The organism is Gemella sp. (assembly GCF_057272915.1).
In genome coordinates, this window is sequence record NZ_DBHIUF010000032.1 from 1 (window position 1) to 13,161 (window position 13,161).

Here is a 13,161-nt window from a genome sequence, read left to right on the forward strand (position 1 = left end):
TTGATATCTAAATTCGCTTTATAAAAGCTTTTTAGATATCTAATAAACTGTGCGGTGGTAACTCTACAAAATCGATTTCTTCGAAATCACGATTTTTGAGTCACTCCCACGTGTGTTATAGAGACTTGAGAATAAGATTTTATAAAATCATTATTTTCAAGTCTTTTTTTTAGAAGTAAGTATAATCATTAGAGAAAAAAGTCGAAATGTGTTAAAATTTTATAGTTAAGCAAAATAATGATTGAGAGGTATTAATCATGAAAACAGTGTTATTTATTGATAATCTTGAAGTATTTGCTAATCACGGATTATTCGAAGAAGAGAATAAGTTAGGTCAGAAGTTTATCTTTGACATAGAATGTGAGCTAAATTATAAGAATGCTATGTTCAGTGATGAAATGATGGATAGTATTAGTTATGCTGATATAGCAGAAGTTGTTGTAAAAACTGCTACGACTAATACATTTAATTTGCTAGAGAGATTAGCTGGAGAAATTTTAAAAAATATTTTTACTGAATTTTCTCAAATAGAAAATATAAAATTAAAAATTAATAAACCAGGAGCACCGATAAAATATCATTTTGGAAAATGCGGTGTAGAAGTAAAACTATCACGTGAGGAGTTTTATAACTTATAATGATTATACTAGCGTTAGGAACTAATATAGAACCAAGGGAACAGTATTTAAAAGATGCTTTAGCAAAAATAGAAGAAAATAATCTTAAGATTATTTTAGAGAGCAGTATTTATGAAACACCTGCATGGGGTGGAGTAGCTGATCAAAACTTCTTAAATATGTGCATAGAAGTAGAAACTTCGCTAGGAGCATATGAATTGCTAGATAAAATTCAAAAAATAGAACTTGAATTAGGTCGAGTTCGTAAGGAACACTGGGGTAATAGGACAATTGATATTGATATAATCACATTTGATGATTTAGTTTTTAATGATGATAGATTAATTGTTCCACATAAATATATTCATGATAGAAACTTTGTTTTAGCTCCTTTAGTAGAAATGTACGGCAGTATAGAGATAGCTGGGAAAAATATAAAAGAATCATTAGAGAAAATAACAGAACCTATAAGTGTATATAAAGAAAAATTGTAAAATGAAAGGATAAAGAATGTTTAAAATTAGAGAAGTAGAAATTCCAAATAGAGTTGTTTTAGCACCTATGGCAGGTGTGTGTAATGCTGCATTCCGTTTAACAGCGAAAGAATTCGGTGCAGGATTAGTTTGTGCTGAGATGGTAAGTGATAAAGCTATTTTATTTAACAATAAAAAAACGATGAATATGCTATATATCGATCCAAGAGAGCGTCCACTAAGTTTACAAATCTTCGGTGGGGAGATTGAAACATTGGTAGAAGCTGCGAAGTATGTTGATAAAAACACAGAAGCTGATATTATTGACCTAAATATGGGATGTCCGGTACCAAAGATTACTAAAGTTGATGCTGGTAGTAAATTACTTCTTGATCCAGATAAGGTATATGAAGTAATTGCAAGACTAGTAGACTCTGTTTCTAAGCCTGTAACTGTAAAAATGCGTATGGGATGGGATGATGAGCATATTTACATAATGGATAATGCTAGAAATGCAGAGCGTGCAGGAGCTAGTGCGATAGCTATCCACGGAAGAACAAAAGTTCAAATGTACAGTGGTAAAGCTAACTGGGATGTTATTCGTGATGTAAAGAAAGAATTAAAAATTCCAGTAATTGGTAATGGAGATGTAACTTCACCAGAACTTGCGAAAAAGATGTTAGATGATACTAATTGTGATGCAGTAATGATAGGACGTGCAGCTCTAGGAAATCCTTGGATGCTATATCGTACAGTTAAGTACTTAGAGACTGGCGAATTAACAGAAGAACCAAGCCCAAGAGAAAAAATTGATGTTTGTCTACTTCACTTAAGAAGACTTATGGAAATTAAACCTGAAAGAGTAGCCGTACATGAAATGAGAAAACATGCTGCATACTACATGAAGGGGATTAAAGGTGGAGCAAAAGTTAAAAAAGAATTAAATACTTTAAACTCATATGCAGAAATGGAAAATCTATTCGGAGAATTCTTGGATTATCTTGAATCTGGAATTGCTACTCCTAAAAAAGAAATAATTATTTAATGTATTGAATTATTATTTGTAATATTAGAGAAGAAGATATTATTTAATGTTTTCTTCTCTTTTTAATTTTCATAATAATAATATTTTCTATTATTTTTTAGAATCAAGAAAATTAAGGTGTGTACTGTATTAGAAGAGAATTATTTTTAAATTAATTAATGCACTATAATAGAAAACAATTAGATAAAAATATAATAACTGATATTCTAAACTTTAATAACTTAAAAAATTATCTAGAAAATAGTAATTCAATGTGTTATAATTAAGAAAAAGAAAACGTTTTAAAAGGTGAGGTAGTTATATATGACTAGAAAGGCGAAAATTATAGCAACTTTAGGAAATAGCACAGAAGAGCTATTAGAAGAAATCGTCGCTAAAGGTGCAGATGCTGTATTGATTGATACATATTATGGAAGTACAGATGAATGTGTAGCTAGAATTAATAAAGTAAAAGAATTAAGAGAAAAATTAGGAATAAATACTGCCATAATTTATGATTTAGATCATATTTATGCAGAAAGTAAATATAAATTAATAAAAATAGAAGAAGAAACTGTCCACTTCGCTTGTCAAAATGATGTGGATTTTGTTGCCTGTCCATTTGTTAGTAATCTTGATGAGATAAGAAAGGTAAAAGAAATTTTACATGCAAATGATAAAAAAGATATTGGATTAATCGTAAAAATTGACTGTAAAGAGGCATATGAAAATATAGATGAAATTATAAAATTTGCCGATTCTATCATGATTAATAGGGATGAGCTTGGTATGGAATTACCATATCAAAACTTACCAAGTATTCAAAAAGAAATTATAAGAAAAGCAAATGATGCAATTGTAGAGGTAATCTTAACAACTCAAATGTTACATTCTATGATTTATAATCCTAGACCTACACGTGCTGAGGTCTCAGATGTAGCGAATGCGATTATTGATGGTGTTGATGCTATCATGTTAATAGAAGAAACAGCTATAGGGAATTATCCAAAAGAGGCACTACAAACAGTTGATAAAATCATAAGTTATATTGAAACTCAAGATATAATTCTTGAAGATGAAGACGATGAGTATAAAAATCATAAGATGGATATTGCCCATGCAGTATCATTATCTACTAAATATTTAATAGATTCTATCGATGTAAATAATATTGTAACTTATACAAAATCAGGAAGTACAGCGAAATTTATTGCGAGATATAGACCGAAAGTTCAGATTTTAGCGGTAGTTCCATCTAAGCAAAAAGCAAGGAAGTTAGCTTTAACACGTGGTGTAACAACATTTATTGAAGAAAAAACTTTAACAATGGAGGAAATGCTAAGTTTAGCACCGAAATTCGCTAAGGAGTCAGGTTTAGCAAAAGAAGGGGATTATATTCTAATTACTGCAGGACAACCAGATTTTGGAAAAGATAATGTTCCACCGACTGATTTTTTAAATGTAAAAAAAGTTTAATAATGACAATTTATTAAAAGTCAAGGGGCTGGCCCAAAAGGCCTAGAATTTAACAAAGTTCATATGAGAACTCATAGGTGCAGTAGTTTATTGATATCTAATAAACTGAGCGAGGGTGACTCAAAAATCTTGTTTCTTCGAAATCACGATTTTCGGTCACTCCTTTTTTATAAAGTTTTCTAAAACGCGAAACTTTACATATTTTTTTGTAACTATATGGATATTATTTTGAAGAAATTTTGTAAAAACTATGATATAATTTAATTTGGAGTTTTGATATGAAGGTATAAATTTTAGAAAGGAAAATTTTTATGAAGAACAATAAATCACTTTTAAGTAATATTGTCAAGTATGTCTTACTACTTGTAATTGCAGTCGGTGGTGCATTTGGATTATATGAATACACGAATACAAAATCTAATGAGTCACAAGTTAGAGTTGAGCAAAAGATAAACTCAGCGCAGGAATCTAAGAAAAAAGATGAGTATATAGTAAATCAAGCTGAAAAAGATTATTTATCTAATAAATTTAAAGAATTAAAGGCAATAAATAATGAGGTTATCGGTTATATGTATGTTCCTGGAGATGGTAAGGATTCTCTAAAAGAGCCAATACTACAAACTACTAATAATTCAAAATATTTGGAATATGATATAAATAATAGACCAGCTCACTTACTTGGTGCAGTTTTTATGGATTTTGAAAATAAACCTGGATTAGACCAAGGCGATGTAAAATGGGTATTTGGACATGCTCGTGCAGGAATTGAGGAGAAGAAGATAACATTAGATACAAGAGTATTTAACAATATGAACTGGTTTGCTAAAAAAGATTATTTTGACAGTCATAGAGTTGTAGTTATGGAAACACCTGAGAGAAAATACTATTATGAAGTAACAGGAGTTAAAGTGGTTCATGAAGATACTAATCTTTATCAGATACCAACAACTGCTGATAAGAAGGAAATTTTTATTAATATGTTTAAAGATGGTGCAAGAAACTGGCTAGAGAATACCAAGATATCAGGTGAAGATAATATGACAGTATTTGCAACATGTCGACTTGATGATGTTTCATTGAGGACTTTAGTACTAGCTAGACAGATTCCAGATAAAGAATTAAAAGAATTCTTAGAAAAAAATAAAGAATTATTAAATAGTTAATAATAAAAGGCACAACGTAAAAAATTCTGCGTTGTGCTTTTTTTAGTTTATATTATTTTTTGTTTCTTAAAATTGCGTAACTAACTAATGTAGAAATTAACATTAGTGTAGTAGTTATGAAAAATGGTGTTGTATATTTTTCTAAGTGTAGAGCTTCAGGTATTTTTGTAAGTACTACTGGAGTTAGAATTACACCGATATTACCACCAACTAAGATTACACTTGTCGCAAAGTTGATGAATTTATTTTCTAACTTTTTAGAAATATAGAAGAAGTTAAATGACATTGTTCCTACGAAGCTGATTCCGATGAAGATGGCCGCAACGTAGAAGATAACAATATTATTTGTTAAAGCAAATAACACACTTCCGACTGTCATGAAACTTAACATAACAGGTAATGTTAGATTTTTGAATCTTTTAACAAGAATACCGAAGATAACTCCAGAAAGAATACCACTTAAAGCAAGAATTGTTAATAGATTTCTAGCTACATCTGGTTGATAGTGATATTTTTCAGCTAGTAGAGTAGGGATTTTAATAGTTGCTCCCATGTACGAAATTCCTACTAAAAATGTTAAAAGAGTTAGGATAATAGTTTCTTTATGGAATTTAATGCTAACTTTTTTATTATTTATATTTTCTGCGTTTGGTACAAATAATAGGAAAATTATAAATATAGGAAGTGCTAGAGCATAAACTAAAAATGTATATTGAATACCGTAAATTAGTAGGTATCCAGAAATAAATGTAGTCAATGCTTTACCAATATTTAAGAATGCTGTTCTCAGTCCAATCATAGTACCACGATGATTTTCATCAAAGAAGTCACTTATCATACTAATAGAAAGTGAATTAAATAATCCAATACCAGCCCCAAGGAAAAGTCTACTAATTAAAACAACTTTGAAGTTAGTAGTGAAGGCAGGTACAATACCAAAGATAAATATTAGTAATAGACCAAGAAGTACTGTATTTTTTTTACCAATAAATTTAATAACTCCGTTACTAAGAAGAACAAAAATTGTTATCATCATAGCAGGTATTGTAGCTAAACTCTCTACAGAAGCCAGACCTATATTAGGGTTACTTGCATGATAAAAATTATATAAGTTTGGAATTACTGGAGAAATAGCAAGGTGTGACATTAATAAAATTGAAATACTAAGTAATGAAAACTTAGCGAATGAATTTAATTTCATGTTTTATCTCCTTTTTTCTTAGAAAATTAATAGGGATGTCTCAAAAGTCCTAAAATTCAACAAGGTTCATATGAGAACTCATAGACGTAGTGGTTTATTGATATCTAAATTCGTTTTATAAAAGCTTTTTAGATATCTAATAAACTATGCGGGGTTGACTCTAAAAAATTGGTTTTTCCAAAATCACGATTTTTGAGTCACTCCCAAAAATTAAGTTGTTATGAAAATCATACTATACAAGTATAAAAAATTTTTAAAATTAGGTCAAGTGAAGAGGGAATAGTATAAGTAAAGTAAGAAAACTACTAATCAACACTTGTTAATAGAAGAATTATAAGATAAAATAGAGATAACAATAATTATGGAAAGGTTTTGAGAAAATGGCAAAAGCAGAAATTAGAAGAATAGTAATGGATATGGTAGATGAGAACTGCTATGTAGTATATAAAGATGGACGTGGGGTTATTGTAGATCCAGGAGAAGGTTTTGATAGAATACAAAAAGCTGTAGATGAATTAAATGTAAAAATCGAAGCTATATTATTAACGCATGCTCACTTTGATCATATTATGTCATTAGATGAATGTAGAAAACACTACGGAGTGCCTGTATATATTTCAGGACATGAACGTGATTGGTTACAAAACCCGGATTTTAACGGTTCAACATTGTTCCGTCTAAGAAGACCGCCTATGACTGATCCTGCAGAATTTGAATTTGAAGAAAACAAAAAATACGAAATTGCTGGTTTAAGTTTTACAGTTCTACCAACGCCAGGGCATTCTCCAGGCGGAGTATCATTTGATTTTGGTAAATTTGTAGTAGTTGGAGATGCATTATTTAGAAGCGGTTTTGGTCGTTATGATTTATATGGATCAGATTATGATGCCTTGAAAAATTCATTAGGAAATGTATTATTTAAGCTTGATGGTGCGAAAATAGTATATCCAGGTCATGGGGACGAGACTACAATTGAACGTGAACGAGGTCTAAATCTTATCGGTTGTTAATAAAAAAGGGAGGGATTTTATGAGAAAGTATATAGGAAGAATATACGTTGATTATTTTTTCTTTAATATTTGGGCAATATGTTTAACATGTGTTGTAGTAGCTTCTGTGATTTTTAAACTTATCGGTTTTGAAGAAGTGTTCGGTGTAGATATCTATATTATCCTATGGATAATATTAGGGTTAGTATTTTTAAATCATGTAATAGTTGTAATGTTAAGAGATAAGTATGAGTACAATACATTTTTTGAAATTACAGATGAACATTTTAAACTAGCTTCAACATTAATATATACATTCTTTAAGTTTGAGGAAGTAGCACCACTTAGGAATATACTAGATTACACAATTAAACAAAATATATTGTCGAAAAAATTCAATATTTACAAGATTAGTATAAACACTGGTTCAGAAAAATTAAGCTTTTATGTTTCTAAAAAAGATGTAGAACAGTTAGAAAACCTATTGTTAATTATACTAGAAAACAATCTTAATTATAGGAGGTATAAAGATGAAGAATATTAAAAAAAGTCGAGTACACCCTATGGTTATTATGGATTCTGTAATTACTGGATTTAGATTGTTTGGTATTTTTATGATTCTGGCATTAAAAGAGCAAAATTGGAAATATTATTTACTAGTTTTGGCAGGATTTCTTTTACTAATAGTAATAGGTATATTTGATTATTTCCTAAAAAGTTATGAAGTACGTGATGGAGCACTAATTTATACAAAAGGAATAATAAATAAAGAAGCAAAAAATATAAATCTTGAAAATATCCAATCAATAGACATGAGTTCTAACGTATTGTATCAAGCATTTAATCTGCTTTCGGTGGATATTAATCTTGTTGGAGGTAAAATTAGGATAAAACCTCTGAAGAAGGAAGTCGCATTAAACTTAATTGACATACTAAGAGAATTAAAACAAGATCAAGATGAATCAGAAGATATAACTTCAGATCAAGAAGAAAGAATTCAAGAAATTCAAAAAGAAATACTAAGATTGTCTGTGAAAGACCTTGCATTTTATGGACTACTTAGGGTTAGGTTCTTTGCAGCTTTAGGGTTAATATTAGCATTAAATGGTAAGATTCGAGATGTATTCAAATATCTCTTCGACAATGAAGCTTATTTTGACGATCTTCTTCAAAAAAATGCTAAGTCAGTCGCGGGCAACGTAACAGCCATATTTATAATAATTGGGATATTTATGATTTTAGTAGTAATTGCATCGATTGTTCATACGATTGTAAAATATTATAACTTTATCCTGACGACAAAAGATAATAATTTACTGTGTAAATATGGTCTGTTAAATAAAAAATCATTAGTTATTGATATTGACAGAATTCAAAGTGTAAAATTGATATATCCTTTGCGCTATCGTTTCTTCGGACTTGCGAAATTATCTGTTGAAACCTTAACTAATAACGTATCAGAAGATTTAAGTGAACAAAAATCTACGATAGATGTCTTACCTCTAGTAAAAAAAGATTTTGCACAAAATTTTGTGAAAAATAATCTAGATATTGATTTAGAGTACTATGAAAGTTTAGAAAGTGAGAAAATACAACGAAAAGCTAGAATTGCTTTGTATCGTTGGAGTTTGTTTAATTGCAGTCCTCTACCGATAATAGTATTTGCAATAGTATATTTTGCTAATATTGATTTGAAGATAGAGTATAAAGTTTTGAGTTCGCTTGCTCTTTATCTTATCTTAGTTTCGTATAGTATTTTAGTTAAAAACTATATGTTGAAATATAACGAGCTTTCTTATGATAGACATTACTTTAAGAATACGTTTATGAGACAATTGACAATAATAACAGAATTCATTAAGGTGAAAAAAGTAGGAACAATTAATAGTAGGACGAACTATTTTATGAGTAAAAGAAATCTTGCTCATATATCAATAAATTCTATTGGGGTAAACTCAGATATTAAGTTGAAATATTATGATAGAGGATACAAAGAAAAATTAGAAAGAGATTTTATAGTTTCGGAGGTAGGTTATGAGTAGAATATTTGAAAAAAAATCGTGTAATTTACCACAGAGGTCTGTACAATATATAAGAATACACTTTGGGATATATGCTCTAGTTCTCTTATCACCAGTTATTGGTAAAAGTGTATATGACTATTTTAAAACGGAAATAAATTATAAGTTTCTTGGTCTAGGTATATTAGTGATATTAATAATATACGCTATAGTGGCTTTAGTTATTCCACCTTTAGTAATTAGAAATTATTCTTATGAGATAGATGATATGGGAGTATCGGAAGTTGAGGGAGTATTTTTTAAGAGTAAAAAAACTTTGCCTTATAATACTATCCAAGATGTTACGATACATACAGGACCAATTTTAAATAAGTTTAAATTGGCTAATATACAAGTAACGGGAATATATAGCAAATTATGGATTGATTGTCTGCCCATTGAAGAAGCGGAGAAGTTAAAAGAAAAAATTCTCCAAGAAAGAAGTAAATATAATATTGAATATTGATTTTACTATATCATTTCAAGAATTTTATTTGACAATTAGCTGATATTAGTTTAGAATATAGGTATAAAGAGTAAGTAAAAACATAAAAGTAAAACACTAGCACCCGTTACAATGCTAGTGTTTTTATTATGATGAACATAATAAGGCTTATCGTTGTATATTAGAGTGCTTTTCATCAAGCCATTTGGGAGTGACTCAAAAATCGTGATTTCGGAGAAATCGATTTTGTCGAGTCACCCCCGCATAGTTTATTAGGTATCTAAAGAGCTTTTATAAAGCGAATTTAGATATCAATAAACCACTGCGTCTATGAGTTTTCATGTAAATTATTTTTAAAATCTAGTACTTTTGGATCAGCCCCGTAATGTTAAGCACTGTTTGAGTAAGTATTTCCATAAAAGTATTTTATCACCTCCTACTATCGCAGGATTTGATTTGTTATCAACGACAAGTTAATTATATCATAGAAGAAGGGTAATGTAACAATAATATTAAAATATATTCTATATGTTAAGTGTAAAAAGGAGAAAATTCAAGTCGATAAGACGATTTTTATCAATCTCAATTAAAGAAGCGGAGAAGTTAAAGGAAAAAATTCTCCAAGAAAGAAGTAAATACAATATTGAATATTGATTTTACTATATCATTTTTACTTTATCGTTTGACAAATTAGAAAAAGTATATTAAAATCTAATATGCTGATAAAAGAAATATAAATACTTATCAAGAGTGAGTGAGGGATAAGGCCCGTTGAACTCCGGCAACCTAATCAATTGATTAAGGTGCTTTCCTTAGCAAAGTTTACTTTGAACGATGAGGTAATAATAAAGACCTTGTCTATGAGATAAGGTCTTTTATTTTATAATTAATGAGATATTAAGGATTTAGAGAAGATTTGTATTAATATCAGACAAAAATATTTTTAGGAGAAAGAAATGAGCAAAACATATTTATTTACATCAGAATCAGTTACAGAAGGACACCCAGATAAAATTGCTGACCAAGTGTCAGATGCGATTTTAGATGCGATTTTAGAGCAAGATCCGTATGGACGTGTAGCTTGTGAGACTTGTGTAAACACAGGATTAGCAGTGCTTATAGGAGAAGTTTCTACAACAGCAAATGTTGACTTCCAACAAATCGTACGTGATACAATTAATGAAATTGGATATAATGATCCTAATAAAGGATATTCAGGTGATCACATTTCAGTACTTGTTGGTTTAGATAAACAATCTCCAGACATCGCACTTGGAGTTGATAATTCGCTAGAAACAAAACAACAAAAAGAAGAAAATGAAGTAGGTGCTGGAGACCAAGGTCTTATGTTTGGATTTGCAACTAACGAAACACCAACATTTATGCCACTACCAATCTACCTAAGTCAAAAACTTTCAAAACAATTAGCAGAAGTTAGAAAAAATGGAACTCTTACATACTTAGGTCCAGATGGAAAAGTACAAGTAACAATCGAATACGATGTAAATCACAAAGTTAATAGAATTGACACAATTGTAGTTTCTACACAACATGATGCAGATGTAAGTCAAGAGCAAATCCATGCTGATATTAAAAAATACGTAATTGAGCCATGTCTAGATAAAGACTTACTAGATGAAAATACTAAATATTTCATCAACCCAACAGGAAGATTCGTAATTGGTGGACCAGTTGGAGATGCTGGGCTTACAGGACGTAAAATTATCGTTGATACATACGGTGGATTCTCTCGTCACGGTGGGGGAGCATTCAGTGGTAAAGATGCTACTAAAGTAGATAGATCAGGAGCTTATATGGCTAGATACATTGCCAAAAATATTGTAGCAAGTGGTATCTGCGATAAAGCAGAAGTACAATTAGCTTATGCAATTGGAGTAGCTCACCCAGTATCAATCTTTGTTGAAACATTCGGAACATCAAAAGTAGATGAAGGGGATATCGTTAAAACTATTAAAGAAGAATTCCGTTTAACACCAAATGGAATCATCGAAACTTTAGACTTAAGAAAACCAATCTTCAAGAAAACAGCAGCTTACGGACACTTTGGACGTGAAGATGTAGAATTTACTTGGGAAAAAACTGATAAAGTAGAAGCATTTAAAAAATTATTAAAATAGTATTATTAAAGCGTAGAGTAGGGTGAACCTAATTTACGCTTTTTAATTATCTAAAGTTAGATTTTTATGCATTGTGAAAGTATTTTAATTGCAAAAAAATCTTTTATGTAGTTTAATATAATTAAGGACAAAAAGTGAATAAAATATGTATAAATTGTGGAGGGTTATGATGAATTTATATGACCAAATAGGAGAAGAAAAAATTGATCAATTAGTTATGTATATGTATGATGATATAATACCTAATGATGATAGAATCAATCTTTTATTTGTTGAAGGATTTGACAAAATTAAAATAGAACAAAAAAGATTTTTTAGATTATTTCTTGGAGAACCAGGTCATTCTGTATTTGCAACACCTGATTTGAGAAGAAAACATATGAAATTACCAATATCAATAAAAGAAGCGAAATACTGGTTAGAAGATTTCGAGTTAGCGTTGGATAGATTAGAATTAGATCCAGCAATTAAAAAATTCTTTAGTCAAAAAATTAATTCATTAACAATGCAAATGATAAATACAATATAATGGAAAAAATGTAAAAGATGGTTATATTTAAAATGTAACACTTTTACATTTTTTATTTAGAAATTTGAGTATGTTTGTTTAAAGATAAAATCTATGATATCAATAGAAAAAATAATTTTTTTTTAGTATAATAAAGATAGAAATAGGGTAGAAATTAAAATTAAAAAATATTATTAAGTAATGAAAATAGGGGGATTCAAAATGGAAAACATAAGAAATAAAGACGCACGACCAATGATGGATTTAGTAGCGAAGAAAGTATTTAGTAATACTGAGGTAACGGCACAATTTATAAGAGATTTATTAGACTTACCAGTAGCTTCTGTAAAACTTTTAGATGGTGCACAAATCCATGCTAAGCCGTATAAAGATTTGCTACCATTTGTTACGCACGTGGATGTACTAGCAGAATTAGACGATGGTACTCAAGTAATTATAGAAATTCAAGTAGCTATGCAGGTTGATTTTATAAAAAGATTGTGGTTATACATCTGTGAACAAGTTTCGCAAAACTTAGATAAGTATAAAAAAGAAGGAGTAGATACACATTATTTATCTCAAGAATTAATACCGGTTTATGCAATAGCAATAACAGAGAAACCATATTTTGATGATAATCGAGCAATTCATACGTTCAGTATGCGAGATGATGAAAACTACGAAGAATTAAAAGTTAAATTTAAAGGTATAGAAGAAAAAAGAAATTTAATAAGAATGGTATTTTTGGAAATAGAAAAATACAGAGAAAATACAATGGAAAATTACCAAAAAATCCGTTGGATAGAATTTTTCGGAAATAAACCATATACACATGAACCAGAAAAAATAATGGAACAAGCAGATAGTATAATAAATCCAAGAAAATGGAGTAAGGAGGAGAAGAGTATGTTTGATGAGAGAAGAAGAGACTTTGATGGATATTATGCTCACCTAGCTTATGTTAGAGAAGAAAAGGAACAGGCGATAGCGGAAGGACTTCAACAAGGAAGAGAACAAGGGCTACAACAAGGGCTACAACAAGGGCTACAACAAGGGCTACAACAAGG

At 29.7% G+C, this 13,161-nt stretch carries 13 protein-coding genes and 1 riboswitch; of the genes, 12 read left to right on the plus strand and 1 reads right to left on the minus strand.

Annotated features, from left to right (window positions below):
• Nucleotides 1–257 precede the first annotated feature (257 nt).
• From folB to srtB, 5 genes are all read left to right on the plus strand, one after another.
• Nucleotides 258–638 (plus strand): dihydroneopterin aldolase, encoded by a 381-nt coding sequence (gene folB, locus ACO6OL_RS08280; protein ID WP_485502795.1) that lies wholly within the window; start codon nt 258–260, stop codon nt 636–638.
• A complete protein-coding gene (gene folK, locus ACO6OL_RS08285) occupies nt 638–1,111 on the plus strand; it encodes a 2-amino-4-hydroxy-6-hydroxymethyldihydropteridine diphosphokinase (protein ID WP_485502796.1) in 474 nt (157 codons plus the stop codon). Before folB ends, folK begins: the two co-directional genes overlap by 1 nt.
• A 16-nt stretch (nt 1,112–1,127) precedes the next feature.
• Nucleotides 1,128–2,135, plus strand: a complete 1,008-nt coding sequence (dusB, locus tag ACO6OL_RS08290; protein ID WP_448912955.1) for a tRNA dihydrouridine synthase DusB — start codon at nt 1,128–1,130, stop codon at nt 2,133–2,135.
• Nucleotides 2,136–2,438: 303 nt separating this feature from the next.
• Nucleotides 2,439–3,590, plus strand: a complete 1,152-nt coding sequence (locus tag ACO6OL_RS08295) for a pyruvate kinase (protein ID WP_314160107.1) — start codon at nt 2,439–2,441, stop codon at nt 3,588–3,590.
• Nucleotides 3,591–3,901: 311 nt separating this feature from the next.
• A complete protein-coding gene (srtB, locus tag ACO6OL_RS08300; RefSeq protein ID WP_485502797.1) occupies nt 3,902–4,753 on the plus strand; it encodes a class B sortase, LPKTxAVK-specific in 852 nt (283 codons plus the stop codon).
• Between the two features lie 52 nt (nt 4,754–4,805).
• Here srtB and ACO6OL_RS08305 read toward each other — a convergent pair whose 3' ends face one another.
• On the minus strand, nt 4,806–5,954 hold the full coding sequence (locus ACO6OL_RS08305) for an MFS transporter (protein ID WP_485502798.1): 1,149 nt from the start codon (nt 5,952–5,954) through the stop codon (nt 4,806–4,808).
• A 380-nt stretch (nt 5,955–6,334) separates the two neighbouring features.
• Here ACO6OL_RS08305 and ACO6OL_RS08310 point away from each other — a divergent pair, with 380 nt between their 5' ends.
• From ACO6OL_RS08310 to ACO6OL_RS08340, 7 genes are all read left to right on the plus strand, one after another.
• On the plus strand, nt 6,335–6,964 hold the full coding sequence (locus ACO6OL_RS08310) for an MBL fold metallo-hydrolase (protein ID WP_485502799.1): 630 nt from the start codon (nt 6,335–6,337) through the stop codon (nt 6,962–6,964).
• A 19-nt stretch (nt 6,965–6,983) separates the two neighbouring features.
• On the plus strand, nt 6,984–7,487 hold the full coding sequence (locus ACO6OL_RS08315) for a hypothetical protein (protein WP_485502800.1): 504 nt from the start codon (nt 6,984–6,986) through the stop codon (nt 7,485–7,487).
• Nucleotides 7,474–8,985: a PH domain-containing protein gene (locus ACO6OL_RS08320; protein ID WP_485502801.1), complete on the plus strand. Its 1,512-nt coding sequence runs from the start codon at nt 7,474–7,476 to the stop codon at nt 8,983–8,985. Before ACO6OL_RS08315 ends, ACO6OL_RS08320 begins: the two co-directional genes overlap by 14 nt.
• Nucleotides 8,978–9,469 (plus strand): PH domain-containing protein, encoded by a 492-nt coding sequence (locus ACO6OL_RS08325; RefSeq protein WP_485502802.1) that lies wholly within the window; start codon nt 8,978–8,980, stop codon nt 9,467–9,469. The genes ACO6OL_RS08320 and ACO6OL_RS08325 overlap by 8 nt, the downstream gene beginning before the upstream one ends.
• Nucleotides 9,470–10,186: 717 nt before the next feature.
• Nucleotides 10,187–10,289, plus strand: a riboswitch (SAM riboswitch).
• A 115-nt stretch (nt 10,290–10,404) separates the two neighbouring features.
• The gene (gene metK, locus ACO6OL_RS08330) at nt 10,405–11,586 is read left to right on the plus strand and encodes a methionine adenosyltransferase (RefSeq protein ID WP_455485386.1); all 1,182 of its coding nucleotides are present in this window, start codon (nt 10,405–10,407) and stop codon (nt 11,584–11,586) included.
• Nucleotides 11,587–11,752: 166 nt separating this feature from the next.
• On the plus strand, nt 11,753–12,115 hold the full coding sequence (locus ACO6OL_RS08335; protein ID WP_314086805.1) for a truncated hemoglobin: 363 nt from the start codon (nt 11,753–11,755) through the stop codon (nt 12,113–12,115).
• A gap of 201 nt (nt 12,116–12,316) precedes the next feature.
• A partial coding sequence (locus ACO6OL_RS08340) for a PD-(D/E)XK nuclease family transposase (protein ID WP_485502803.1) occupies nt 12,317–13,161 on the plus strand: 845 nt, incomplete at its 3' end.